The sequence below is a fragment of the Vibrio aerogenes genome, assembly GCF_024346755.1.
Lineage (GTDB): Bacteria > Pseudomonadota > Gammaproteobacteria > Enterobacterales > Vibrionaceae > Vibrio > Vibrio aerogenes.
The window spans coordinates 3,480,021-3,506,469 of sequence record NZ_AP024861.1; the positions used below are offsets into that span (position 1 = coordinate 3,480,021).

Annotated in this window: 29 protein-coding genes; 13 read left to right on the top strand and 16 right to left on the bottom strand. The window is 49.4% G+C overall.

Features of this window, described 5'->3' with window-relative positions; all coding sequences use genetic code 11:
• Positions 1-144: 144 nt before the first annotated feature.
• Positions 145-327 carry a hypothetical protein gene (locus OCV29_RS15470; protein WP_139281571.1) on the bottom strand — a complete coding sequence of 61 codons (183 nt, stop codon included), beginning with the start codon at positions 325-327 and terminating at the stop codon, positions 145-147.
• Positions 328-439: 112 nt separating this feature from the next.
• Here OCV29_RS15470 and OCV29_RS15475 point away from each other — a divergent pair, with 112 nt between their 5' ends.
• Genes OCV29_RS15475 through OCV29_RS15485 form a run of 3 tightly spaced genes read left to right on the top strand, consistent with a single transcriptional unit; the run spans position 440 to position 1,767 of the window.
• Positions 440-598 carry a DUF6402 family protein gene (locus OCV29_RS15475; protein ID WP_175561535.1) on the top strand — a complete coding sequence of 53 codons (159 nt, stop codon included), beginning with the start codon at positions 440-442 and terminating at the stop codon, positions 596-598.
• Positions 595-1,107 (top strand): DUF6201 family protein, encoded by a 513-nt coding sequence (locus OCV29_RS15480; protein ID WP_073603611.1) that lies wholly within the window; start codon positions 595-597, stop codon positions 1,105-1,107. The genes OCV29_RS15475 and OCV29_RS15480 overlap by 4 nt, the downstream gene beginning before the upstream one ends.
• 39 nt (positions 1,108-1,146) lie before the next feature.
• Positions 1,147-1,767: a glutathione S-transferase family protein gene (locus OCV29_RS15485; protein WP_073603610.1), complete on the top strand. Its 621-nt coding sequence runs from the start codon at positions 1,147-1,149 to the stop codon at positions 1,765-1,767.
• Positions 1,768-1,913: 146 nt separating this feature from the next.
• On the opposite strand, the gene OCV29_RS15490 is transcribed toward OCV29_RS15485, so the two are convergent.
• The 11 genes from OCV29_RS15490 to OCV29_RS15540 form a co-directional block, all read right to left on the bottom strand.
• Entirely contained in the window at positions 1,914-2,372 is a 459-nt protein-coding gene (locus OCV29_RS15490; RefSeq protein ID WP_073603609.1) for a GNAT family N-acetyltransferase, read from the bottom strand.
• 44 nt (positions 2,373-2,416) lie between these two features.
• Positions 2,417-2,632 (bottom strand): hypothetical protein, encoded by a 216-nt coding sequence (locus OCV29_RS15495; protein ID WP_139281570.1) that lies wholly within the window; start codon positions 2,630-2,632, stop codon positions 2,417-2,419.
• A 242-nt stretch (positions 2,633-2,874) separates the two neighbouring features.
• On the bottom strand, positions 2,875-3,819 hold the full coding sequence (locus OCV29_RS15500; RefSeq protein ID WP_073603607.1) for a sugar-binding transcriptional regulator: 945 nt from the start codon (positions 3,817-3,819) through the stop codon (positions 2,875-2,877).
• Between the two features lie 150 nt (positions 3,820-3,969).
• Complete coding sequence (locus OCV29_RS15505; RefSeq protein WP_217653295.1) at positions 3,970-5,391, bottom strand: L-fucose/L-arabinose isomerase family protein; 1,422 nt, start codon at positions 5,389-5,391, stop codon at positions 3,970-3,972.
• A complete protein-coding gene (locus OCV29_RS15510) occupies positions 5,391-6,899 on the bottom strand; it encodes an FGGY family carbohydrate kinase (protein WP_073603606.1) in 1,509 nt (502 codons plus the stop codon). Before OCV29_RS15510 ends, OCV29_RS15505 begins: the two co-directional genes overlap by 1 nt.
• Before the next feature lies 1 nt (position 6,900).
• The gene (locus OCV29_RS15515; RefSeq protein ID WP_073603605.1) at positions 6,901-7,845 is read right to left on the bottom strand and encodes a transketolase family protein; all 945 of its coding nucleotides are present in this window, start codon (positions 7,843-7,845) and stop codon (positions 6,901-6,903) included.
• Positions 7,838-8,668 (bottom strand): transketolase, encoded by an 831-nt coding sequence (locus OCV29_RS15520; RefSeq protein ID WP_073603604.1) that lies wholly within the window; start codon positions 8,666-8,668, stop codon positions 7,838-7,840. The genes OCV29_RS15515 and OCV29_RS15520 overlap by 8 nt, the downstream gene beginning before the upstream one ends.
• 154 nt (positions 8,669-8,822) lie before the next feature.
• A complete protein-coding gene (locus OCV29_RS15525; RefSeq protein ID WP_217653301.1) occupies positions 8,823-9,902 on the bottom strand; it encodes an ABC transporter permease in 1,080 nt (359 codons plus the stop codon).
• The gene (locus OCV29_RS15530) at positions 9,902-11,419 is read right to left on the bottom strand and encodes a sugar ABC transporter ATP-binding protein (protein ID WP_073604131.1); all 1,518 of its coding nucleotides are present in this window, start codon (positions 11,417-11,419) and stop codon (positions 9,902-9,904) included. The genes OCV29_RS15525 and OCV29_RS15530 overlap by 1 nt, the downstream gene beginning before the upstream one ends.
• Before the next feature lie 5 nt (positions 11,420-11,424).
• A complete protein-coding gene (locus OCV29_RS15535) occupies positions 11,425-12,009 on the bottom strand; it encodes a DUF2291 family protein (protein WP_073604132.1) in 585 nt (194 codons plus the stop codon).
• A gap of 66 nt (positions 12,010-12,075) precedes the next feature.
• Entirely contained in the window at positions 12,076-13,011 is a 936-nt protein-coding gene (locus tag OCV29_RS15540; protein WP_073604133.1) for a D-ribose ABC transporter substrate-binding protein, read from the bottom strand.
• Between the two features lie 280 nt (positions 13,012-13,291).
• Here OCV29_RS15540 and OCV29_RS15545 point away from each other — a divergent pair, with 280 nt between their 5' ends.
• From OCV29_RS15545 to OCV29_RS15560, 4 genes are all read left to right on the top strand, one after another.
• Positions 13,292-14,059 carry a transporter substrate-binding domain-containing protein gene (locus tag OCV29_RS15545; RefSeq protein ID WP_073604177.1) on the top strand — a complete coding sequence of 256 codons (768 nt, stop codon included), beginning with the start codon at positions 13,292-13,294 and terminating at the stop codon, positions 14,057-14,059.
• 267 nt (positions 14,060-14,326) lie between these two features.
• Complete coding sequence (locus tag OCV29_RS15550) at positions 14,327-14,662, top strand: type II toxin-antitoxin system RelE/ParE family toxin (protein ID WP_261887339.1); 336 nt, start codon at positions 14,327-14,329, stop codon at positions 14,660-14,662.
• The gene (gene nadS / locus OCV29_RS15555; RefSeq protein WP_073604134.1) at positions 14,659-14,943 is read left to right on the top strand and encodes a NadS family protein; all 285 of its coding nucleotides are present in this window, start codon (positions 14,659-14,661) and stop codon (positions 14,941-14,943) included. Before OCV29_RS15550 ends, nadS begins: the two co-directional genes overlap by 4 nt.
• A 92-nt stretch (positions 14,944-15,035) precedes the next feature.
• Entirely contained in the window at positions 15,036-15,635 is a 600-nt protein-coding gene (locus OCV29_RS15560) for an HD domain-containing protein (protein ID WP_073604178.1), read from the top strand.
• A 51-nt stretch (positions 15,636-15,686) separates the two neighbouring features.
• Here the strand turns inward: OCV29_RS15560 and OCV29_RS15565 are convergent, their stop codons facing one another.
• The 3 genes from OCV29_RS15565 to OCV29_RS15575 form a co-directional block, all read right to left on the bottom strand.
• The gene (locus OCV29_RS15565; RefSeq protein WP_073604135.1) at positions 15,687-17,177 is read right to left on the bottom strand and encodes an esterase/lipase family protein; all 1,491 of its coding nucleotides are present in this window, start codon (positions 17,175-17,177) and stop codon (positions 15,687-15,689) included.
• Between the two features lie 175 nt (positions 17,178-17,352).
• Complete coding sequence (locus OCV29_RS15570; RefSeq protein WP_073604136.1) at positions 17,353-18,372, bottom strand: AraC family transcriptional regulator; 1,020 nt, start codon at positions 18,370-18,372, stop codon at positions 17,353-17,355.
• Positions 18,362-19,354, bottom strand: coding sequence for a diguanylate cyclase domain-containing protein (locus tag OCV29_RS15575; RefSeq protein WP_073604137.1), 993 nt, complete (start codon positions 19,352-19,354; stop codon positions 18,362-18,364). Before OCV29_RS15575 ends, OCV29_RS15570 begins: the two co-directional genes overlap by 11 nt.
• Positions 19,355-19,695: 341 nt before the next feature.
• On the opposite strand from OCV29_RS15575, the gene OCV29_RS15580 reads away from it, so the two are divergent.
• Complete coding sequence (locus OCV29_RS15580; RefSeq protein ID WP_073604138.1) at positions 19,696-21,774, top strand: phytase; 2,079 nt, start codon at positions 19,696-19,698, stop codon at positions 21,772-21,774.
• Between the two features lie 131 nt (positions 21,775-21,905).
• Here the strand turns inward: OCV29_RS15580 and OCV29_RS15585 are convergent, their stop codons facing one another.
• On the bottom strand, positions 21,906-22,271 hold the full coding sequence (locus OCV29_RS15585) for an HMA2 domain-containing protein (RefSeq protein WP_245796870.1): 366 nt from the start codon (positions 22,269-22,271) through the stop codon (positions 21,906-21,908).
• A gap of 185 nt (positions 22,272-22,456) precedes the next feature.
• Here OCV29_RS15585 and OCV29_RS15590 point away from each other — a divergent pair, with 185 nt between their 5' ends.
• From OCV29_RS15590 to OCV29_RS15610, 5 genes are read left to right on the top strand one after another with little or no spacing between them, the layout of a single operon-like run.
• The gene (locus tag OCV29_RS15590; protein ID WP_175561548.1) at positions 22,457-22,789 is read left to right on the top strand and encodes an HMA2 domain-containing protein; all 333 of its coding nucleotides are present in this window, start codon (positions 22,457-22,459) and stop codon (positions 22,787-22,789) included.
• Complete coding sequence (locus tag OCV29_RS15595; protein WP_073604140.1) at positions 22,786-23,643, top strand: hypothetical protein; 858 nt, start codon at positions 22,786-22,788, stop codon at positions 23,641-23,643. The genes OCV29_RS15590 and OCV29_RS15595 overlap by 4 nt, the downstream gene beginning before the upstream one ends.
• Positions 23,640-23,951 carry a magnetosome protein MamC gene (locus OCV29_RS15600; protein WP_073604141.1) on the top strand — a complete coding sequence of 104 codons (312 nt, stop codon included), beginning with the start codon at positions 23,640-23,642 and terminating at the stop codon, positions 23,949-23,951. The genes OCV29_RS15595 and OCV29_RS15600 overlap by 4 nt, the downstream gene beginning before the upstream one ends.
• On the top strand, positions 23,938-24,273 hold the full coding sequence (locus OCV29_RS15605; RefSeq protein WP_245796872.1) for a YtxH domain-containing protein: 336 nt from the start codon (positions 23,938-23,940) through the stop codon (positions 24,271-24,273). The genes OCV29_RS15600 and OCV29_RS15605 overlap by 14 nt, the downstream gene beginning before the upstream one ends.
• A gap of 1 nt (position 24,274) precedes the next feature.
• Positions 24,275-26,335, top strand: coding sequence for a heavy metal translocating P-type ATPase (locus OCV29_RS15610; RefSeq protein WP_084193342.1), 2,061 nt, complete (start codon positions 24,275-24,277; stop codon positions 26,333-26,335).
• Positions 26,336-26,449 lie beyond the last annotated feature (114 nt).

Genomic DNA, 26,449 nt, shown 5'->3' on the forward strand with positions numbered 1-26,449 from the left:
TCCCGCCTGATAAAAGCCCGTGACGGGCTAACCCGTTGAATCACTGAGTGACGGGAAATAAATACGCCGGAGGGAGGAAGGGACGGAATTAATCCGTATCAGAAGACTTACTGAGGTACTCACTGGTTGTAAAGTGTAAAGCCATCATGGCATGATGCCGGACTTTCCTTTGACGGTTTGTGGTGCCAGGCCAAAGTATTTCTGACTGATTTGAAACAATAGCACAACGGCTGATTCATACTCTGCAATCAGAAAAATATGATTCGAATTAGCAAGAAAGCCAATCAACCATGCTTGAAAAACAAACCATTCAATAAAATCAGACAATTCCCCGCCACAACATCTCATCATACAAATAAAATGAAACAAAGTGTATAAATAAATTCATATGAGACTAAAAATAATCTCTTACCAGCAATTTAGGTCACGGGTGAGTTCTATGATTAAAGCTGTAAGTTTTCCGGGTATGCACCTACCCGTTTCCAATCACGATTTTCGCGCATGGCAGGACAAACACAACAGCGGCGGTGATTTTCTGGTGTTTTCTGATATTTTATGGATGCCACCTCAGCCCGGAAAAGAGATTATCCAGTTATGACTATCTTCAAACGACTGATAAAAACAATTGGTGGATTATTACTGCTGACTTTTATTTCGTGGTGGCTGGTTTTGTCGCCCGTGTCTTTTCCGTCTGAAAATGACGCATATTATATCTATAGCAAAGATAAAAAATGGAAAGTTGGCGTTTACTGGGTATCACCAACTTCTCCGGCAGGCTTGTACCAGTTTCTTATGAATAAGCGTTACATTGTACTTTACGATGCGAACGGACATTACATCGGGCAAAGTACACCTTTCTGCTTTATGACATTTGATGAGTCTAATATCTTATTTCCTTCGATCACTGATGATCATAACCTATGGTTTATTCCGGAAACCTGTGACTATACAATACAAGTCAGAAAGCCAGCATGGTGGAGTCAGATCATCCATCAAACCAATCGCATTTTTCATGTAAAACCACCAAAAGGTTTGGAGCTTCATGAATATGGTCAGATAACGACAAAAGCCAGAAAGAGGTTTCCAATCCACACGCTCGCCGTATAATCACACAGTTTAATAAAGCTAAAAGCCAAAGGAAGAACGATGATCACACTCCATCACTTAAACCAATCCCGTTCCAAACGTATTATCTGGTTATTAGAAGAACTGGGCGTCGACTACAACATTCAGGCCTATCAACGTGATACAAAAACTCATCTGGCGCCACCGGAGCTGAAGGCAATTCACCCTCTGGGAAAATCCCCGGTCATAGAAGAAGATGGCGATGTTCTGGCTGAGTCTGGTGCCATTACCGAAACATTGATTGAGCGGTTTGCGCCCGACAAATTAGCACCGCCGCGTGATTCACAAGACTACGCAACGTATCGCCACTGGCTGCACTTTGCAGAAAGCTCAGCCATGGTGCCAACGTTGCTGACGATTTTCCTGTCTATGGAACCCAATGAAACACAGTTTCTGTCAGGTTATGCTGCAACAGAGATGGAAAAAGTCATGGGATATCTGAATCAGGTCCTCGATGGCAAGACCTATTTAGTCGGCGACAAGCTTACCGGTGCCGATATCATGATGTCATTTATTCCTGAACTGCTGGCAAATCTTGGTGAATTGTCCAAATATCCAAACCTGGCCCGATATCACCAGCACCTCTCATCTTTGCCGGGAAATCAGAAGGCCGCCGCCTTAGAAGCGGAGTATGACGCGTGAACGTGAAGCAAATCAAACCATAAGCAGCTGAATTGGTTCGATATTTATATCAAAATAAAAAAGCCTGCACACAGCGGGCTTTTGCATCCATCCTGCAGATAAACACCAGTCAAAGTTTTTACTGCTGACAATATTACAGCGACGGTTTATTTCACAGGCATCTTGTAAATCCGGGTCGCATCACCGTTCAAGTCATACCCGTCTTCAATTCTGGTCCAGCCAAATTTCTCGTACAAACCATCATGATCCGTCACGAGATACATTGTCTGATAATCAGAGCCTGCCAGCTCTTTTTTCGCATGTTCAAAATACAAATTCATCAGTCGCTTTCCCCTGTACGCCGGATCAACATACACACTACACACCCAGGGCGTCAAATCATGACGACTGACAAAATCGTTGATAATCAGTCCGAAGCAACCAATAATTTTTTCCCGATCCAGCATCACGTAAAACTGAGGAATTCCCCCAGGAGCTTGTGGGGAGTGGCTGATTGCATCGTAATAAAAAGCATAGTTCCGTTCAGAGCCCCATTGACGGTGAATATATCTCACCGCTTCTTCCAGTCCACCGTCATAGTCTCTGCAATTCACAATCTGGTACATCTTTACTCCTTTTCCGTATGCAGTTTTTAGCTAAAAGAATGTGCTCAACTCATAAAGAGACGGGCAACAACAACGACACCGCCAATGCCGCCAATCACTCCGGCAGCCAGCGTACTCACTACCACAATCACAGTTTTATCGTAAAGAGGATCTGTAGCCGGCCGACGTATGATATTCACGACCAACAGACTGATGAGCAATCCGGCCACACCACACACCGCAGCCATAATGATGCCCGCAATACCAATCGCCATTCCCACAATCATGCCCCTTGTTTATATTCAATGCATTGATTCAGGTTGGGCATACTAAACGCTCAAGAAGTGAAAGACAAAGAAAACTGAATTGAATGAAATCCGTAAGATCTATTCTTAAAACAACGGAAGAAGAAACCAGCCTCACTACAAAAATCAGCAAAACCGGAGGATTGTAATCAGGCAAAGGGATCCCCTCCTGAGAGACATCCGGATATGGTAAGCTCAGGGACTATACCAAAATGATCTCAAAGCAGCTTTTTCGCCGTATGCACATCAATCATCAGGATATCGATATATCCACCGGTCAGTGCGCCTTTGATTGCAGCCAGTTTATCCATCCCGCCCGCTAATGCGACCACTCTCGGACACGCTTTGATTAAATTCAGATCCATCCCAATCACCGGATCTTCACTTTCATCCAGCACAGGCTGGCCGTTTTCATCATAATAGTGCAGGCAAATATCACCCACTGCGCCACGTTTTGCCAGTTCTTCCAGCATCTCTTCATTGTAATAATTCCCTGAAGAAATCAGCAGGTTGGAGGGCTCAAGCATACCAATTCCCACCAGCGCAAAATCAACCTGCTCAAACATACCAACCACCAGATCGACTTCCTCGGTGTTCAGCAGCATGTTCTTATATTTCACGGTTCGCTCAATACTCTGGGAAGGTAACAGGTGATGCGGGCAATTCAGAAAATGCGCCAGAGAATGCGTCAGCATCGATGCCTGAGCATTGCCGTTCACACCGACCCCGCCCAGCAGCTGAACCACACCTTTCGCTTTGATATTCAGCGGATGAAGCTGCTCAACCATCGCCCGAATCGTGGTACTCCAAGCCGACACACCGACCAGAGAATCAGCCGGCAGCGAGGTTTGCATATAATGCGCAGCCGCAGAACCAATCGCCCGCTTAATGCTGTCATCATCCGCGTTTTCCGGCACATCAACCACAATGGCCTGAGCCAGATTATATTTTCGCTGTAATTCAGCTTCAATATTCAGAAATACATTCGGGGGCTGAACGACACTAATTTTCACGATCCCTTCTTTGACACAGCGGGAAATGGCTCTTGAAACAAACGACTGTGACAGATCCAGTTGTCTGGCTATATCAGATTGCTTTTTATTTTCGTCGTAGTACAACGTGGCTATCTTCACCAGTAATCGCTGTTCATCTCTTTTTAACATGCAAAAATCTCTGCCTTAATTTGCCCTAAACAATGAATCCGAACGCCCGACATTATATACCCAAATGATCTCAAGATGCATGTTCACAAATGATGACATTGACAAAAACTGACCAGCTTACGAACTGAACCGGCCAGCTTTTTCAATCAATTATTGATGTTGATAACACGCGACGCCAAGATATTTGGTAAACGCTTCGTACAGTACATCCCCGACCGAAGAGTGATTCATCGCAACATGATGCTCAAAGCCGTTATTGCAAATATAAGCCAGCAACGACTCTAACTCATTGACCTGCACAACCGCACGACACCCAACCGTATCCAGTGCGTCATCCACAAACCGGCCTTCTCCGACATAAGACTTCACCACACCCTCAAACTCATCCGTGGATAAACGGAAATAAGTCAAAGGTCCGGATTTCATCCGCCCGTTAATCGCACCGCAGGTATTTTCACATCCCACCGTTGTGCCGATAATATCCGCCGTACTCATAAACGGATTATCCAGCTCCGATGTTGCAAAGTTACCGCAGTGGAACAGCACGCACTTATCGCGGGATTCACCAAAGTTGTTATTCCAGTCCGCAATCGAAGCCGGTTGCTGAGAAGCCATCGACAACGCATACATAGATAACGCCCCCATCACGTCCACTTCACAGGCGCTCGGAATTAACTGCCCGGACATCACACTCATGATCGAACAGACATTCACGCCCAACGTTTGCTGCAACGATGTCCAGCACTGAATCGCCGTTGTCTGGATATCATTTTCAGAAATCCACTGGCTGATCACGACAAACAGCTTGGCCATCATCAACAATTTATCTTCAGCAATCTGCTGCGTGTCGGCATTATTTTTCAGTAATGCCAGTTTTTCATCAATCCGGATATCATCGTCTTTGATGTTATCTACGCTGGCAAAAATTTCTGACAAGTCGATGGTTTCAACCGTAACGCCCAATCGCTCCAGCATTTTTTCGCTGTAACGAACCGTATTAAAGCTGGCCGGTCTGGCACCGATTGCACCCACCCGGCAACCCCGCATTTTATTCACTACCCGGCACACCCGTTCAAACTGCGCCAAATCCTGTTTGAAGATATCACTGTTCACTTCGCACACATGTTGCGTTGTCAGTGAATAGGGAATGCCGTACTGACGCAGGTTATTACACAGCGAAATTTTGCCACAGAAACTATCCCGCCGGGTTGCCAGCCCCATTTTATCCAGCGAGTCAGACTCCGCCTGAACCAGCACAGGGACATCCAGCCCTGACAGACGAATCGCATTCGCAATGGCCTTCTCATCACCAAAGTTCGGCAGGCATACTAAAATGCCCTGAATTTCATCTTTATGTTGTTTGAGCAACTCAGCTGCGACTTTGGCATCCTGATAGGTTTCCACGCCACCATACTGAGTTTGTGTCTCAGACAGCATGACAGCTTTGATGCCCATCTGTTCAAAAACCGTCAGCACATCTTTCCTTGCATCATCAACCAGATAGCTGGGAAAAAAGTTACGGTTACCGAAAAGAACGCCCAGGGTAATTTGCTCCAGTGTATTATTCATCATCAAGACCTCTTCGATTCATTGGATAAAGGGCTCGCTTGAAAGCGGGCGCGCTGAATGGCTTGTTGCCATTGCTTATAATGTTGGTGGATCTGTTCAGCATCAGGATTTGGTATCACGACTTCACTGGCAGGCAGTAATGCAGTCAGAGACTGATGATCCGGCCACCAGTTCAACGCACGGCCGGCAAGAAATGCAGCGCCCAGTGCAGAGACTTCGGCAATATCCCGTTTGATGATCCTTTTTTGTAATAAATCTGCCTGAAACTGCATCAGTTGCTGATTCTTCGTCGGGCCGCCATCGACAGACAACTCACTCAGTGTCATCTCTGCCGATTGCTCCATGGCAAACAGTAAATCAGCGACCTGATAGGCAACCGACTCAAACGCAGCTCTTGCGATATGTGCCGGTGTTGCAGCATCGGTTAAACCTGTAATCAATCCGCGGGCATTCGCATCCCAGTGAGGTGCCCCCAGTCCGGCCAGTGCCGGTACAAAAAACACTTCGCGGCTGTCTTTTACAGACCAGGCCATCTCGCTGAGTTGATCAATTTCTGTAATCCCCAGCATTCTGGAAATGAATTGAATCGCGGACCCGGTATGGGTGATATTGCCTTCCATTGCCAGACCAGGCTTTCCATCGTCCCATGCGACCGTTGTGCTCACGCCCAAATCCTGTTTTGGTGGCGTTTCAATACGCACCATGAGTGAGCTGCCTGTACCATAGGTCGCTTTCACCACGCCGGGATTAAACCCGCCCTGTCCGTACAAAGCCGCATGGGAATCACCAATCTGAGACAACACAGGAATGCCGTCTGGCAACACAGACAAGCCGCTGGTCTGGCCGCGCAGTCCACAGGAAGGTAAAACGTCAGGTAAGCATTGCCGGGGAATTTGATACAGATCGAGGAGCTGAGAATCCCAGGCGAAAGTATGAATATTAAACAACTGATACCGGGAAGCATTCGACGCATCCGTGACGAATTGCTGACCGCCCGTCAGTTTCCAGACCAGCCAGCTATCCACCGTTCCGGCACAAAGCTCGCCCTTCACCGCTCTTTCTGTCCCCTGTTCCAGCGTATCAAGTAACCAGCGAATCTTCGTAGCCGGGAACAGCGGGTCAATCACCGAGCCGGTGAACGCTTTCACCTGCTCTGCTTCCGGCTTCTGCGCGATCTGTCTGCAAATCTCTTCAGAGCGACGACACTGCCAGCTCACCAGCGGCGTCAGGGCTTTCCCCGTGCTGCGCTCCCAAATCAATACCGATTCACGCTGATTACTGATCGCAATGCCTGATGGCACATCACCCGCTAAAGGCTGTAAACATGCACTGATGGCGCTGACCGTTGCCTGCCATATCTGTTCAGGATCCTGCTCAGCCCAGCCCGGATGAGGATACACCAGCTCAACCGGCTGACTGCCTTTGCTCAGCACCTGCCCGCTCTGGCTGACAGCAATCGCTTTTGCGTTTGTGGTTCCCTCGTCAATTGCCAGGATAAAAGGCTGAGCCATACTACTTCTCCCTCAACAGATTCAGTGCTGTATCAACAACACTTCCTGCATCAATGCCGTGATAAGCTCTCATTGACTGACGGTCGCCAGCCAGCGCATAAGCGCCGTCGTGAATACCCAGCCTTTTCAGCCGGGTGCCGGTATCAAACTCGGCAATCACTTCTGCCACCATCGCGCCGACACCGCCGTTCACATTGTGTTCTTCCACGGTAACCGCGAAGCGGATACCGGTGAGTTGCCTTGCCAGCTCATCCGTGTCACAGGGACGAATTGACGAAAGACAAATCGCTTTGGCCGACACGCCGGAGGCATTCAGCGTCGCGGCGGCTTCTGCCACTTCATGCATCACCGATCCCATGCCAATCAGGGCAATTTCTTCCCCTTCAGCGATGACATCAACCCGGCCCGGCTCAAACTGATAACTGTCTGAGAAAATCTCCGGCAGCGGTTTTCCGTCCATCCGGATATAAACCGGCCCTTGTTTTTCTATCGCATAATCGATGATTTGGCGACACTGTTTGGGAGAAGCTGGTGCGTATATCTCAATATTGCCAAATCCCCGCATCACAGAGATATCATCAATACTGTGGTGCGTGCTGGCTAAAGGCCCATAGCTGGCACCCGAGTTCAGACCAAACAGTTTCACATTGGTATTGTTGTAACAGACGTCGACTTTCACCTGCTCATTCGCACGGGAAATCAGAAACGGAGCCGCATTACAGGTCACCGCGACTTTACCGCCCAGCGCCAGCCCGGCAGCCGTACCGACCAGCGCCTGTTCCGCAATCCCGACATTCACCAGCCGGTCCGGAAACGCTTCAATGAAAGGGGCAATTTTTGCGGTCGAGGTTGAGTCGGCCACCACCGGCACTAAATCTACACCGCGATTGACCGCTTCGATAAAACGTTCCACCATAATATTTGCAAAATGCTCTGCATTAGCCATGACTTAACTCCTCCAGTGCCTGCGTCACTTCTTCACCTTTCGGTACCCGGTGATGCCATTCCGGACGCCCCTGAATAAAGGAAATACCCGCACCTTTGATCGTATTCGCAATCACAACATTCGGTTTTCCCTCTTGCTTCAAGCCTTCCAGCGCATCCACCACCGAGCCGACATCATTGCCATCACACTCAGTGACCTGCATCCCGAACGCTTCCCATTTTTTATCCAGCGGATCGGTCTTCATGATGTCTTTGGTGTAACCCGCCAGCTGAAGTTTGTTCTTATCATTGATGATGATTAAGTTATCCAGGCCGTAATGTGCCGCTACCAGAGCCGCTTCCCAGTTGCTGCCTTCTGCCAGCTCTCCGTCACCGGTCACCACATAGATTTTTCTTTTGCTGCCGGATTTTTTTGCCGCCAGAGCCAGCCCGACGGCCACAGGCAAACCATGCCCCAAAGCACCGGTATTAAGCTCAACGCCCGGTGTTTTTTGCCTGACCGGATGACCGGGTAATTTTGAGTCTGCATGCTGATAATGTGGCAGCCAGTCCACAGGGAAATAGCCCGCCTCAGCCAGACAGCAGTAATAGCCGCCCGCCGCATGGCCTTTCGACTGAATGTAAACATCACGCTCCGGATCATCTGTTCTGTCCGGTGCACAGTTCAGGATCCGGAAGTAAAGTGATGTCACGATTTCGACTTGTGATAAGTCAGCCCCCGTATGCCCGCCAGCCGGGCTCTCCGCGTTCAGGACCACAATCCGTTTACGGATTTCGGTGGCTTTCTTTTTCAGTTCATCGATAGATAAACAGTAAGGATTCATAGTAACCTCCAATATATTCACTATTGAATATATATTCCATCAGGGCAAAAAATATGGCCCTCTGTTTTGTAGATGAGGATATGTACATAAAAATACGTACATAAAAATATGTGCATGAAGATAAAAGCCGGTTCGTTATACGCCGCATATCGTATCAACCGACCGTCTTCTGCGACGTAATCGCAGCTTTGTACTGCATTTTGCTCTGCATTTGATCAATGATGACCGCAATAATAATCACGATACCTTTAATCACCATCTGCCAGAATTCACTCACCCCCATCATCACCAGACCATCGGCCAGAATTCCGATCACAAACGCACCAATCAGCGTCCCGGTCACCGTGCCACGTCCACCGGCTAAAGAAGTCCCGCCGAGCACAACGGCCGCAATCGCATTCATCTCAAACGCCGTCCCGGTTGCCGGGTGACTGGCGACCAGTTGTGAAGTCACCACGATTCCGGCAATCGCTGCACAGAATCCGGAAATGGTATAAACCCACACCTTCACGCTATTCACTTTCACACCGGATAATTCGGCAGCCCGCTCGTTGTCACCAATCGAGTAAACATGACGGCCAAACGGCAGTTTCTTCGCCACATACGCAATCACACCGGCGACAATAAACATCAGCCAGATCGCATACGGAATCCCCAGCAGAGAACCGGCTCCAATCACATCAAACCCGGTATTCCCTAATTGCGGATTGCCCTGTAATCCCGGAAAAGTCTCACCACCGGAGAGCAACATCGCCGCCCCGCGGATGATATACATGGTTCCCAGCGTACAGATGAACGGTGCCACGTTATACCGGGTGATAATCACCCCATTCACCGCGCCAATCAGTCCGCCAACCACCAGCACCACCGGCACGATGACCCAGACACTGGGGAAAATCGCAATCCCGAACATGGGCAGCACGATTCCGTGAGAAATCATGTAACCAGCCACCATGCCGCAAAAACCCAGCGTTGCCCCAATCGATAAATCAATGCCTGCGGTAATAATGACAAACGTGATCCCTAACGCGAGAAATGCGTTAATCGAGATATGTTTAATCATGATGATCAGACTGGCCGGGGCCAGAAAACCATCCACCGTAAAAGAAAAGAAACCCAAAATAATAAACAGCGCAATAAACGTTCTCAGCTTGAGTAAAATCAAACCAATATTGGCTGAATTGAATTGTGATGCCGACGCCGGCATATTCTCTATTGCTTTCGTTTTCATCATTAAAATCCCTGAGCACTTGCCAGTACTAACTCTTCTTCAGTGGTTTCCCTGCGCAATACATTTGCCGTCAGTTTTCCGTTCGACATCACCAGAATCCGGTCTGAGACAGACATAATTTCTTTCAGATCCGAGGTGGAAAACAGAACACCAATTCCCTGCTCCGACAATTTCACCATCATTTCAAATACATCCCCTTTGGCCCCGACATCGATGCCCCGTGTGGGTTCATCGAGCAGCAGCACTTTGGGTTCATTGAGCAATGATCGTCCAATGACAACTTTTTGCTGATTTCCTCCGCTTAATGCCTGAATTTCAACACCGGGAGACGAGACTTTGATCGACAAATCGCTGATCGCCCGGCTCACGGCAGCTTCTTCATCTTTTTCTGAAATCGTAATGCCTTTTAACCGCTTCCACAGGCTTGAAATGGTCAGATTGGTCGCCACAGAGCTGACCGGAAAAATTCCGGACTGCTTGCGATCTTCCGGCACGAGTCCGATGCCCATTTTGATCCGGTCCGGCGTTGAAGTGTTTGCACCGATAATTTTACCGTTCAGTGAAAAGCGTCCTGCGTATTGTGCTTTCCCGACCAGACACTCGAATAGTTCGGTCCGCCCTGCGCCCATCAGTCCATAAATGCCGACAATTTCACCTTCCCGGACAAAGAAAGACACATCGTCCACCACATTCGACTCGGCCTCATTGGTTAACGTAATCCCTTCCGCTTCGAGCACCTTAATGCCGTACTGACGGTTTTCCGGTAAAAAGTCTGCCACCGGATCATTGCCCAGCATTTCGCGCACAATCCACGATACATCAATGTCTTCAACCGCGGCTTCAGCCTGAAATTTACCGTCCCGCAAAATCGTAATGTACGTACCGATTTCCATCAGTTCTTCTAAACGATGGGAAATATAAATAATCGAAACCCCCTGCGCCGTCAGGTCACGAATGACATCAAACAGGATCTCAACTTCAGTTTTACTCAGGGCTGATGTCGGCTCGTCCAGAATCAGAATGTCGACTTTTTCTGACAACGCTTTGCCAATCTCAACTAACTGTTTTTGCCCGACCTTTAAACCGGAAACCAGTGCATTCGGGTCAATCTCCTGCTTGAGCCGTTTCATTAACCGGGCTGCAACTTCACACTGTTTTGTGTTATCGATCGGTGCAAGTCCTGTTTGCAGTTCTCTGCCGAGAAAAATATTTTCAGCCACCGTCAGGTTATCCGACAGATTCAGCTCCTGATGCACCATCCCGATACCGTGCTCCGCTGCACTCCGGGTGCTGTCTATCACCACCGGCTGTCCTTCAATCAACAGCTGCCCCAGCGTCTGCTGCTGAACACCGGCCAGTATTTTCATCAGGGTCGACTTCCCTGCGCCGTTTTCACCAATGATGACATTCACAGCACCGCGATAAACATTGTAGGAAACATTGTCCAGTGCCTTCGTGCCGGGAAACACCATCGAGATATTCTCAGCACGCATGATGATGTCTTTATTTTTCGTATTCATGGCTGTTATCTCTTGGTCATTTCCAGCGGAATCACATCCGTAATTCCGGCTTTTTTACGGGTTACAGCAGCTAAAATATCCACCTGATGGCCAACCCACGACGCATCCGGACGGACGAAATGTTGCATCGCTTTCTTGTTTAACGCCTTGGACAACCGGGCAAACTGCACCTGATTTTTAAAATCATCAAACTGAATAAAGCTGGCTGCATCACGGATGGAGTTCCCCCGGATAATCGGACCGATTTGTAATACCACCTGATGCTGAGCACTGGTCACCGTCATCGTGGCCCGCTTTTTACTGTCATCAAGACTGTTCACGATGCCGTGAATCCGGACAAACCGGCTGCTATCCTCTTTCATGGTTTGCTCCCCGAACGCCCCGGAAACCTTTTGAGCTTCACTTAAAATATGATCCCAGAATTTGTCTGCTAACGCGGCTGGCGTCATATTCTTCAGCGAGGCGGCCTCTGCAGCAGACATCGGGATAATGGGTTTGCCATGCTGATCCAGCTTCACCACATCGCAGCCCCATAAAGCCAGGCAACACAGCGGAATCAGTGACAATTTGAGTACATGGTCTATTTTCATGTGTTCAACATCCTTCGCTACAACCAAAACTATCGGAGCCAAAGTTGCCTTCAGCTCCGGTCAACCTTACTTCAGTGCAAAGGTATCGAGTTTTCCCGCATTGGCGCTATCGATCAGAATACAATCCATCAGTTGCTTCTCTGGTTCACCGGTACTGCCGGTTCTGAGATATTTATCCGCCTGTTCAACCGCCATCTGAGCCTGAGCCCAGGCAGGCTGTAACACGGTTGCTTTAATGTTTGCTTTAGCAAGAATCGAGTCCCGCACATAATCACTGCCATCAAACCCCACCACAATCACATCACTGCGGCCAGCCGCTTTCAGCGCCGCTTCTGCACCGAGAGCCATGGTGTCATTACCGGAAATCACCCCTTTAATATCGGGATTCGCCTGTAAAATGGATTCCATCCGCGTAAAGGCTTCGGTTTGACTCCAGTTCGCCGTTTGCCGGGCGACCATTTTCATATCGGTATAATCATCAATGATGTCGTGATATCCCTGAGAGCGAACATGCGCATTGGTATCAGACTCACGCCCGACCAGCTCCACGTAGTTCCCTTTTTCACCCATCAGCTCAACAAACTTCTCAGCGCCCAGCTGTGCGCCCTGGTAGTTGTTCGACACAATCTGGGAAACCGCGACACCGGTTAAATTGATTTCACGATCGATTAAAAAGGAGGGAATACCGGCTTTTTTCGCTTTCTCCAGCGAGCCGATGGTGACGTCAGAACCGGCATTATCAATAATGATCGCTTTGGCTTTACGGGCAATGGCGGTGGTAATCAGTTGGTCCTGTTTGTTGGCATCGTCGTCATGCGATGCAATCAGTGTTGAATAACCTAACGCCTCCGCTTTGGCTTTTGCGCCCATCGCTTCGGCTTTAAAAAAAGGATTGTCATGGGAAGGGGTAATGATAGCTATCAGGCCATTGTCAGCCATAGCGAACCCCGAAAAAACTGAGGCGATCGCTAACATGCTGATTGTTAATATTTTATTTTTCATCTTTATCACCTTGAATATATATTCACTTAACGTTATTTATTCAATACCAGCCTAGTTATATATCAATAACCTGTCCAGATCAATTTGAACAAAATCTGAACAGCGTCACAATCAGGCAACATGATCCTTTGATTTGTGTTGGAATAACGGTGTGCAACAGCATCAGAATAAAGGTGCCGTCAGCTTGCACTCTGAATGTAAAAAACAGGTTTTATTCCGCGCCATAAAGCAGATATGATTCTCAGGACAACTATTAACAAAGGAATCATTAATAATGACTATGGATAAAAAATCCCTGACCACACTTTTCACGGTTTTACTGTTGGCGTTTGCTGTGCCTGCTCAGGCTGACCTGCTCAAAGAGATCGTCAACCGCGGGGTGATAAAAGTCGGCACAACCGGCGATTACAAACCATTTACGTTTCTGGAAAATGGCCACTACAGCGGTTACGACATTGATGTCGCACAGCATCTGGCAGAGCAAATGGGCGTGAAAGTTGAATTTGTCCAAACCAGCTGGAAACACCTGACGGACGGATTGAAAAACGGCGAATATGACATCGCCATGGGCGGGATCACCAAGCGGATGAACCGTGAGATGATCGCCGATATTTCACAAGGTTATATGACATTTGGAAAATGTTTTCTGGTCGCCAGCGGTCTTGGCAGCCGGTTCGATACACTGGAAAAAGTGAACCAGCCGAAAGTCAGAGTGGGCGTCAACATTGGCGGCACCAACGAAAAATTCGCAATGAAATATCTGCCGGATGCCACGCTCGTCAAATTTAAAAACAACCTTGATGTCCCGGAAGCGGTCGCAGCGGGCAAAGTGGATGTGATGATCACCGAAACCCCGGAAGCGCTGTTTTATGATCACAAAGACAAACGCCTGGACGCCGTGCGTGCCCATAATCCGTTCACGAAAAGTCAGTTCGGTTATCTGGTGCCGGCAGGTGAGCAACGCCTGCTGAATGTCGTCAATTACGCGATGGAAGATATGGCCCTGAAAGGCATCGATAAAGCACTGATGCAAAAAAATGGCTTATAAGCCGGTTATGTTCAGGGTCTGTTGACCCTGATAAGCCCATGTTGCTGCGTGTTTCCCGTCCGTAAGGGAACACGCCATGCTTTCCCCAAAAATATAAACCCTGATGAATTGCCAGATTAGCATAATCACTTAAAGGATGAGAAAAGATGGGTTTTGTGCCAACTGGCAAGCAATTCCAGCTCACCCAACAACGGAAAAATGGCTGATGTGATTTACTGTGCTTGAAGTATGTACTTTGTACACCTAAAATCACACAGGAGAACTCACGTGCATCATGCAATCGAGTTTGTCGAGACCTCGGTTTTTACCCGGCAAATCAAGTTACTCGCAACCGAGAATGAACTGATTAAACTGCAAATTGAACTGATCGTTCAGCCAGATAAAGGCGTTTTAATTCAAGGTACCGGGGGGCTCCGTAAAGTCAGAATGGCCACAGGAAACCGGGGAAAAAGTGGCTGTTTACGAGTCATCTATTTTCTGGCTCATGCCGAAAAAATATATCTATTACTGGCATACCCAAAGAATGAGAAAGAGACATTAACACCAACCGAAAAAAACGAGCTGAAAAATCTGGTGAAAATACTAAAAGGAGAAGATCAATGACCATCTTCGAAGATCTGAAAACTTCCCTTGAAGAAGCCACCGCCATCAAACGAGGGCAGAAAAAAGCGGCAAAAACTACCCGCTATGAAATTGCGGATGTGAAAGCGATACGGGCGCAACTGAAAGTCTCTCAGGCTGAGTTTGCGGCTGCACTCGGCACCAGTGTTGATACCATTAAAAGCTGGGAGAGCAGACGCAGGAACCCGACCGGGCTGGCAGCTAAAGTGCTGGCAATGATCAAAGATAACCCTGAGTTTTATCAACAGCTGACTCTGTATTAAAATCCGGTGAAGATACAAAAATCGCTCAGGAGTCGCCGTTGAATCTTATTGAAACCTTTGAAAATCAGCTGATAACATGGATTCAGGCTGAAATGACACAGGACCCCGCCCATGATATCAACCATGTATTGCGGGTAGTGAAAACCGCCAGGCAGTTATGTCACACTGAACAGGCGCAGGCTGAAGTGGTGCTGCCCGCTGCCTATCTGCATGACTGTTTTGCTTATCCGAAAGATCACCCGGATCGCAGCCAGAGCTCGGCGATTGCCGCCGATAAAGCCGTCAGTTTTTTAGCGAGCGCCGGTTATCCGTCACAATATCATCAGGCGATCCATCACGCGATTGTGGCTCACAGCTTTAGTGCGAACGTCAAACCACAAACACTTGAAGCGATGATCGTGCAGGATGCCGACCGGCTGGATTCTCTTGGCGCGATAGGCATCGCACGGACGATGCTGGTTGGTGGCGGGCTACAGCGTTCTCTTTATTTGGCAGAGGACCCTTTTTGTCAGTCACGCTCACCGGATGACGGGACTTATATCATCGATCACTTCTATACCAAGCTGCTGTTACTGGAAAGTACCATGAACACAGCCTCAGCGAAGGCGGAAGCCCGGATAAGAACCGCATGGATGACGCAGTATCTGCAACAGCTGGGCCATGAAATCGGTCATGATAACGGCGGGGAATAATACCGGCCGCCCGGCAAAAAAATCCCGGAAACTCCGGGATTCAGCCAGCGCCTAATTCACACCATCCCCGGAGGGTTTGGTTTTCCTGAAATCCTGCCGGGTTTCAGTTTTCAAAATCAGACCTTCTTTATGCATTTTCGGTGACTCTGCACTATCAAAACGGAACACATTTTTATCGACACAGCGATGCAACACAATGTTGATATAACACGTTTCATTCGGTCTCAGCTCAAACGCGTCATTTTCAACGCGGAACTCAACCGGCCGGTAATAAGACAGGCAGTTTTCAGGCTTAGCGACAAACACGGAATCATCATCTGGTTGACCAGACTTGTTGACTAACCGGTAACGACTTGGCCGGGCAATGATCCGAAAGCCTGTCAGCTTTTTAGTGATGAGGTTGTTGTAATCCACGTAATAAACCAGATGATTCGGGTGTGCGGCGTTCTTCTGCCGGTCGACAAAGACACCTTTCGCCAAATCATCCGGATCATCATCTTTCTCTCCTAACACAATCAAATCAAAGTCAGTCACCGGCACGCCTTCATCGTCTTCGACAATAAACACCAGAGTGATATAACGGTGCTTGTTCTTCTGCGTTTTTTGGGTGAGTATCTCCAGTTCTGAACCACGCTGAAGATATTCATCTGCGGTACTGACCTGAAAACATTTGAGGATTTCCTTCACCTGTTCTTTAGGCGATTTCTCACTGGTGACACTGCGCATAATACCTTTATATTTCCCGGAATGGCTCGCTCTTGGCACCACACCAAGCGGTACATTCACCGGCCGCTGCATTTCACCTTCCTGTTTTAACAGGTGCACATAGAAGAGCTCGTTTAAGTATTCTTTTTTCAACGGTGCGCTTTCACCGGATTCCACAAATTTCACCATACTGTAGTTCATATTGGCACCGGAAACCCGCACCACACCGTCCGAGCCGGGTTCGGTCAGATAGCTGTTCACAAAATCATATAATTTCCGGTCAATCATCTGGCCGGTTAACACAAACGGGAAATACCCTGCTGCGGCAGGCTGGTAATCCAGTGTGGCAGTAGCCAGATCAATCTGCTGCTGGCTGCCCAGTGATAACCAGTCCAGCACCAGTTGTCCCGGCTCAACCCCATCAAACCAGGCTTTGATCCGCCCGACTCTCTCTTTACCTAATGCAGCCAGTGGTGAGCCATGATTGGCCGGCGCAAGCATCACTAAGTGTCGGAGCGGACAATCGGTTAAGCCATTGCTGCCAAAGTAGCGCTCCACCCATTCCCGGACCACCGGGCCGCCGGTTGAGTGTGTGATACAGGAAAATTCAGCAATCTTTTCTCCATCCGGGATCTGCTCATGCAGCGCATGATCAAATGCCCGGACAATGTCATCCACATTCACCGTATCATTAAAACTGATATATTTTCCCAGCCAGATATGCCTGATATCCACTGTCAGTCCGTAATTGCCAGCCTGTGCTGCAATCGCCTCCGGCAGATATCCATAGGTGTTGGTATCTGTCACACTCCAGCCATGTACAAAAATCACGATCATCGTCTTATCCTTATTTTTTGCAGGGTATTCCTTTGAAAGCATAATTTATGCAATCAGATTACCATGGGATGATTGACGTATTTTTGCGGTTGGATGGATGATTTTCAGAGAATTGAGAACCGGGAAAGCCTTGCCGGACAGGGATGCGCTCCAGACAGTATCACCGGAAAAACGCTCACCCTGCCGCCCAGCGTCTGAGTGCGCGGCGGAAGTTGCTGACATCAAAGAATTTCAGCTCTGAAGCGATACGCTCATCGTCAAAGCCATAAACAGAACGAAGATAAACGGCTTGCTGCTGGCGGACTTCATCAAGCAGAACACGATAACTGGCATGGTGGGCTTTTAAATGGCGTTTCAGCGTCGCCGGGCTTGTCTCTGTCTGGCGGGCCAGCGCTTCCAGTGAGGGCGGCGTCGCAGGTGCAGCGCGAAATTGCTGACGAATCCAGCTGAGCATGCCGGTAGCTGGCGGCGGCATCTGACTTTGTGCCAGTGCATACAGTGTCGGAGAGCTGTCAGGTAATGGCCTGTCCAGCCATTGAGAAGGCAGGGACAGCGCGGTGATTTGCTGAGCATACTGAATGGCTTCTCCCCAGTACATCTGATACTGCGCCTGCCAGTCCGGGGCTTTCCAGTGCACCACGGCCTGCCATGGCAAAGCACAACCCAGCCGCCAGCGGGTGAATGAAATGATCGCGGTAAACAGGCTTTCGGTTAACCAGCGCAGATACGCAGTTTTGCTTTTGTCACTGAGTGCGAAGGACTCGCCAAAGGGATCCTCCACCAGCAAATAACAGCGCGATTCAGTTTCCCGGATCCGCAGTTGCAGCAACGGAAAAAAAGTCAGCACATACTGGCAGAGATTGTCCAGCAATGCTCTCAGTGTCGGGGCGTGTGTCAGCAAATGTGCAGATGTTCCCAGCGATCCGGGAAACAAACGCTGTCCGAACACAAAACTCAGCGAGGGTTCATTTTCCAGCTGACTGAGATTAAACACCAGCCGGGCAAACTGCCGGGGGCTGATTTTCAGTTCACCGGAAAACAGATCTTCATAAAAAATACCGGTACGGCGCAGCACATAGTGCAGGTTCAGCCCGCGTTCTTTGACTAAATCCAACAGTAACGCCAGATGATGTTCAGCCGGGATCAGCTTTTGATCCCGTTCTGCACGGCGCTGTTGTCCGGTGTTACTGGTCATGCTGCCACCGGTACTGCGGCATACTGTCAGCAGGCTCATGCGGAAAATGCATTGCCGTATCAATCAGTTGGCGGACCGCTTTTTGTGGTGAACGAACCTCACCACCCGATACCAGTTTGGTCTGCCACTGCAACGCGGCCAGCTCACCGGCTGAAGTACAGAAAGAGAACTGGCTGAGCTGCTGCTGGAGATGCTGGCGCAACCGGACAGCGACCGTTTCGCTGGTGTCTTCCAGCATCACCACATAGCGCTGTGCAGCATAGTGACAGACCAGATCCTGTGGCCGGACACTAATCAGTAACAGCTCCGACAAGGCGATATTCAGCCGTGTGGCTTCCCCGCTGCCCCGCTCATGTACAAACTGCTCTGAATCCTGCATGTCCAGCACCAGCAACCAGGTCTGACGCCAGCGTTGCGGTTGCTTCTGGCTGATGGCGGCTTTGACCTGCTGCAATAAAGCCTGATGCAGGTAATCCACCCCCGGCAAACGTACACCTTCGGTCACCAGCGGATTCTTGTTGTTCATCTTCTGCCGCAGCAGCAGATAACGGGTCAGCGCCTGCTGTTCCTGCCGCCACTGCCAGAAAGCATAGGTCATCAGCCCAAGACCGAAACACATATACTCCATGATGCTGCCGATGATGGTGTAAGTCTGCAAACGGATGAACTCATCAATAAAGTCCTGCGCCAGAGCAATGATCATCCCGATGATTCCGGCAGCAAAATAGCTGGTGGTCCGGCCCGGCGCCCGAATCGACAGAATCACCATCAGCCAGATCATGACCATCAGAACTGATAAGCCTTCCCCGGCGATATCAATCCAGTCCAGTTCTGCCCGGGATTTCACTTCACCATTGGCGTAGTTCATCGTGACCAGCGCTGTCAGTAATACGATCAGCCATATAAACCAGCGCCGGTGTACAGACAGCGCATAAGTCATATCTGCCAGACGGTAACAAAGCAGATTCCAGCGTTTTTTCATTCGTCTTCCATTCAGTTTTTCTGAGACTGGCATCCGATTATGCGCAGATTATGTGATACAAATTTGAACCACCGGCAAAAAAGTCTCAAAAGCTCACCCAACCGGCTCTCCGCCACAAAAACCGCCGCGAAAAGAAGGATGGTTTGGCCGGAAAACCATGAAGCAGCGTTGGCTGTGTCTTAGTCGCAAAAGCTCACCCGCCGCGATGAAAACAGCTAACTTATTGATTTATAAAACAGGATAAAAACAACTGTCACATCTCTGCAAAAAAACGCAACTAGTTTGCTCTGCGAATCATTCATTTGCTGAAAATTAACTGAACATTTTCTGGAGAGAACAAAATGCGTTATTTAGCAGCCGGAACCTGCATTGCGGCAGCCTTACTGACAGGGTGTCATTCATCAGACAGTGACCAAACCACCAGTGCATCAAAATCACTGGTGACTTCAGTCACCGCAACAACCAGTTATGAGGATATCGGCGATGCCGCTTACTGGGTCAATGACAGTGATGCAACAAAAAGCCTTCTGGCGGTCACACTGGAAGGCGACGGACTGGCGGTTTATAACCGTTCCGGCGAAGAGCTGACACGTCTGACCGGTATCGAACCCACCGGCGCCGATGTCCGTTACGGTATGACTTCTGCCAGCGGCGATTCAGTCGACTTACTGGCTGTTGCCCTGCCCGACGACAACAGCTTTGGCTTTTATGCCATCAGCTATGAGAATGAAGTACAGCTGAAAGATTTAGGCACTATCACCACAGATTTATCGGCTGAAGGCGTGTGTCTGTATAAAAACACCACCAGCGGCGAGCTGATTTTAACCGGCGTGACAGAAGACGGCATTGCCGCACAATACAAGCTCAAATATGACGGCAGTGAAATCAAAAGTGTGCTGACCGACGATCAGGGCGCGCCCGTTGCCGTGCGTAAGCTGAGTGTCGGTGGCGAACTGAGTGCCTGTATCGTCGATGATGAAACCTCAACCCTGTACATCGCAGAGCAGGATCTCGGCGTCTGGGCTTATGGCGCAGCGCCGGAAGATATTAACTCCCGCCGTCTGGTTGACAGCATTGAACCACTGGGCGCTTTGAGTGAAATCGAAGGGCTGGATTTGATTTATCTGGCGGATGGCAAAGGTTATCTGCTGGCAGCCGATGAGAATAAAGGTTTAACCCTGTACAACCGTGAGACATGGCAACTGGCGGCACAGATCACAGCCGAAGGTGTGGATGAGATTAAATCTCTGTCTGTCGGTGATGAAGGGATCTGGATTGCGAATTCAGAGCTGGATGAGCCCCGTTATGAAGCACTGAGCTTTGCAACCCTCAATCAGACTTCCGGGATCAGCAGCATGCCAGTGGAAAATCCGCTCAGTCCGGCTCATCTGAGCCAGTCCGGCGTGGCACTGGTGAAAGTCAGCGCTGAAACCGCACCCGTGGCGAAAAGCGGTGATGCCGCTGACGATCCGGCGTTCTGGTATAACGCAGAGGCACCGGAAAAAAGTCAGATCATCGCCACCAATAAAAAAGGCGGCCTGATGGCTTACAGTCTGGATGGGACTGAACTGCAATACCTCAAAAGCGGCAGACCCAATAATGTGGATGTGATTCAGTCGGTCTCTGACGGACAGGGTGGCACACTGGCGCTGGCTGCTGCCAGCAACCGGGATGAAAATACCATTGCACTGTATAAAATTCAGCTGGCGACCGACACGCAGGATCCGATTGTGGCCCTGAACGCCGTCGGTTCGAATGTCAGCAGCGAAGTCCCGCAACTTTTGTCTGGTGTAAATGAAGTGTACGGTCTGTGTATGTATCAGTCGTCTGACGGCACCCCTTATGTCTTTGTCAACGGTAAAGACGGTTCCATTGAGCAGTGGCGGATTTCCGTATCCGGCACAGAGGTGGAAGGCAGCGTGGTGCGGACATTCAGTGTCGCGTCTCAGCCGGAAGGTTGTGTGGCTGATACCGAAACAGCTTCTCTGTATGTCGGTGAAGAAGATAAAGGCATCTGGAAGTTCTCTGCCGCTGAATCTGCCGACAGCAGTGCTGAACTGGTAGCCGAGGTCGATGGTAAAAATCTGGTCGCCGATGTCGAGGGGATCACGATTTATAATAACGGTTCAGAGAAGTATCTGATCGCATCCAGTCAGGGCAACCACACTTATGCGATGTACGATATCAACCAGAATCACCAATACGCGGGCAGTTTTGCACTGATTGCAGACGATGAAAACGGGCTGGATGGTGCCAGTGAAACGGATGGGATTCATGCGGTATCGCTGAATCTGGGAGCACAGTATCCGGCCGGACTGTTCATTGCGCAGGACGGGTATAACGTGAACGCAACTTACACGCAGCAAAATCAGAATTTCAAACTGGCTGACTGGCAGCGAATTGCAGCAGCGATGGAATAAATGATTTCAGACTGATACCGATTCAGATGATCCGTTCATTTTACGGATCAGGATGAGCAACGAACGCCCGCAGCAGTGCGGGCGTTTCTGCTTAGACAATCTTTCGGCTTAAACTTAAATAATCTTTCGGCTCAGACAAGCAAGCGCGTCACGGAAGGCACCACCAACCGGGTAAATGCCAGTGCAACCAGCCCTTTCGCAACAGATTTAGTCCCTTTCACCGCGGCATTCTCAATAAAGAACTGCTTCTGATCAACCTGAGTCCATCCGTAACCGGACAGAATTTCCAGCAACGCTTCACAAGTCATTTTCTGATGATCAAACCGGACCGCGACTGAACCGGCATAGACTTTGTGTTTCACCGCCGCTATCGCTTCCATCTGCTGCAATTTTTTAATGTCTTCCTCAATCTGCTGCGGATTATTACGGATAAAGTCAGAACGCACCCGGAGTCGCTGATCTGTTTTATGGATATAGGTATTCATAGCAGTTAACACACATGATAATCAGTCTTATTTTCAATAGTAATACCATTTACATGAGAATGTAAAAGAAAGCAACCAACTTTTGCAGTTAAAAATAAATCAGATTGCGCCTCAGATCATGGAAACCGAAGATAAACAATCAAATGCATAAAATATAAAACCAATGTCATATAGATATACTCTACAATCGGCGGGCTATGAACGAGAAGATAAATACAGTTTTAAAACTAAGGAATTGGGTTCACATTGCCCATCATATTCCGGGGAGAATCCGGCTCAGGTATAAGCTGGGAATTATCGCGCATCTGGCACGTTTTAATGCAAATGATATCGAAAAAGCACTGAGCAATATTCCCGCATTCAGAAATTATACGTTAAACAGAAGTACAGGCAGTATTTTGATCGAATACGACCCTTCCATCGTCGATCCAACACGCCTTGAAGCCCTGTTTTCTCCTGAAGATATGATCGCAGAGCGAGCCTGCAATGACCTTGCCGAATGTCTGAATTTAAATGGAGTCAATCAATGAGTGACAACCCGCAAAACCCTGCCTATCAGGAGTTTCCTCCCGGTATGTACGGATTCGGCTGCCCGGTATACCCTCCGGCCTTCCCGCAACCCGGAATGATGAATCCGGCGATGGCCCACTATCATGCACAAATGCACGCCATGGCGCTTCAGCAAGCCCAGGCTTTACAACATCAGGCAGCGCAATATCAGGCGATGATGGCTGCACAGGCGGGAATGAATCCCGGTCAACAACCATTTCAGCCACCACAATCACCACAACCTGTCACGGGTGCCACGGGAACGCCGGTTTCTGGCGCATCCGTTTCAGAACAGCCAGTCTCCGGGCAGTCTATGGCCGGACCGTCTGTTGCAAATCACGCCGGTCCACAGTTTCAGCCCCAGCAGTTTCAACCCCAACAACAAGCGTCTCAGCCGCCGTTTGGGGACGATCTGATGATGCAACAGGGCCAGGCAATGCTTGAAAATGCATTAGGTGAAGAAGACGCAGGTTTATTTAAAGAGTTATTAGGGAGTTTAGGCATGAACGACAAAGAATTCTGGAAAGGTGCACTCATCGGTGCCGCAGCGGCGCTGGTACTGGGGAACGAAAATGTTCGCAAAGGGATTGCAGGACTGGTCACCGGCACGGGTGAAAAACTGAAAACAGGCAGTACTGCCGTCAAAGACGGGGCCGTCAATACCGCCTCTTCCGTCAGACAAAATGTCGCCGCCGGTGGCGAAATCTTCCGTGATACCTATCAGGCAGGTAAAGCCGGATTCAAAGATTCTGTCGAGCGTCAGAAAGAAGCCAGACAAACGCAGCCGGAAGAATCCGCAGCCGAACCTGAATCCGAAGCAGGCTCCAATATATGAGTAACATCCACGATGAACTCAGCCCTGCCAGCCGCGCCATGCTGGTTGGGGCCATGCTCGGCGGTGCGGCTTCTGTCGCCTCACAATGGAAAGAACGGCAGTCCGGCATTATCAGTCCGAATCAGTTTGCCACCAATGTCACGAAAGACACGCTCAAAGCCGGGGCAATCAGCGGGGCAACCACTTATATCGCAGGCAAGATGGCTGGTCAGCCCGTCCTGTCCATGTTGACGATTCTTGCTGCCGGTGCCGCTGGCGTTTACATACTGGAACAAAATCAGGAGAACAAAAACAATGAGCCAGGATAAATCATACCCTGAAAACTTTAATCAATATCCTAAAAACTACAGCCAAAATCCTTACCCGAATGACGCAGCGCCTCAGATGCAACCGCCACAGGACGGCACTGTGTATAAAACCCAGAATTCAACCACACATCTGATCATGGGTGTCGTCGCCGGGGCCGCTGTCACCTATTTACTGACCAATAAAAACGTCAGAAGCGGCATCGCTTCGACCGGAGAAAAGGCTTGGTCTGCTGTCAGAGGTGAAGTAGAAGAGCTGAAAGAACGGCTGGAAGATACGCAGGCTGAACTGGAATATTACCGGAACTTACATAAAGGCGACTAAGGTGATTACTGTTCAAAATTCTTTTCCCGGACGCATCCGTTTTAAATCACGGGCCCTCATTCAGCACCGGGGAATCGGAGACTGGATAAAGCAAAGCCTGATCGCAATTCAGGGAGTCCGGGAAATCCGGGTCAATGAATATGCCGGGTCAGTGGTGGTTGAGTATGATCCACAACTGCTGGACTCAGAAACCATTCAGGCCCGGATTTCGGCCCTGAACCTGAGCGAAGCGGAATATACAGCAACAGAACATCAATACACCCGGGGGGATGTGGCCCTGAATCTGATTGGCGTACTCAGTGCGATCTTACTGCCTCAGCATCTGGGCGCACTCTCTACCGCCACGCTGATTGCACCGTCGTTGCTGACCGGTTTGTCCGAACTCAGGGACAGAAGACTTTCGGTGGAAGTGCTTGATGCCGTAGCGCTCGGACTGTCTTTCTGGCGGGAAGATTACCGCACTGCCATGGTGACACAAAGCCTGATCAGCCTTGGGGAATATATGGAGCAGCGAACCAGCCGCAACAGTGATCAACTGCTGGCTGATTTGATGACGCCACAGGATACCGTCGTCTGGCTCGTTGATGAAAACGGACACCGGGAACAGCGCCACTCAACTCTCCTGAAAGAAGGCGATCTGATTGAGCTTTCCCCCGGTGATGCGATTCCGGCCGATGGCCACATCGAAGAAGGGATGGCACTCATCAATCAGGCTTCCCTGACCGGAGAGAGTGTGCCGGTCCGCCGTGAAACCGACGCACTGGTTTACTCGGGTACTTCCATTCATGAAGGTCAGATCAAAGTCCGGATTGAGAAAACCGGCAGTGAGTCTACCACCGCCCAAATCGCGAAACTGATTTATGATTCTCTGTCTGAAAAAAGTGAAACGCAGCAAATCACTCAGGACATGGCCGACCGGCGGGTCAAAATTACTCTCGGTATGGGTGCCGGTGTCTTTCTGCTGACACAGGACATCAACCGGGTGGCTTCAGTCTTTCTGGTCGACTATTCCTGTGCGCTGAAGCTGAGTACCCCCGTCACATTCAAGTCCATCATGTTCAGGGCGGCGCAAAACGGCATTCTGCTGAAAGGCGGCAGTGCGATTGAAAAGCTGGTCAAAGTCGATACCTGCGTGTTCGATAAAACCGGTACGCTGACCTACGGGGATATGGAAGTGACAGATATTGTCTCTTTCAGCAACAGCAACAGTGCACGGGATATACTGGCAATCAGCGCCTCGGTCGAAGAGCACAGTAATCACCCGCTGTCTCAGGCCATTGTCAATGCGGCCCGCAATCATCAGCTGCCGCATATTGATCACGGTGAAGTGGAATACATCATTGCCCATGGGCTGCGGACTACCCTCAGCGACCATGCTTTGATCATCGGCAGCCGGCATTTCCTTGAAGCCCATGAAGCCGTTGATTTTTCACCCTGCGAAGATCAAATCACCAGCTATGAAGCCATCGGACGACATCTGCTGTTTATCTCTTTCGAAGGTGAGCTGATCGGCATGATCGGTCTGCGGGATCACCTGAGAGAAGATGCGTTTAAAACCCTTGAACAGCTGCGGGAACTGGGAGTAAATCATCTGGTCATGATCTCCGGTGACCGGAAATTCAAAGCACAGAAACTGGGTGATGAAATGCACTTTGACGAAGTGCATGCAGAAGCCACTCCGGAAAGTAAATCATCGATCATCGAATCACTGCAGGCACGCGGTCATACCGTGATGTTTGTGGGAGATGGCGTCAATGATGCACCAGCCCTGAGTAAAGCTGATATTGGTATTGCCATGTGCATGGGCACTGAACTGGCAAGGCAGGTCGCAGATGTCGTGCTGCTGCATGATCAGCTGTACAGTCTGGTTGAAGCCCGCAAACTGGCACAAATGGCTATGTCTGTGATTCAAAGCAACATCAAAATTGCAGAGTATGTTAACAGTGGCATTATGCTGGCAGCGGCGATGGGCTGGCTATCACCCACCATGAGCTCCCTGCTGCATAACAGTACCACCCTCGGCATTCTTGCCCGGTCTGTTTCGGTCCGGCATTCCGGATAACTGCGCCTCCTGTCAAAACCGGCCCGGCTGTAAACAGCCGGTTTTCTTTTCGTCCGGGTCACCGCGTTTCCGGACAATCTTATCTTCCTTTCTGGCATTTTAGCTGCCATCATC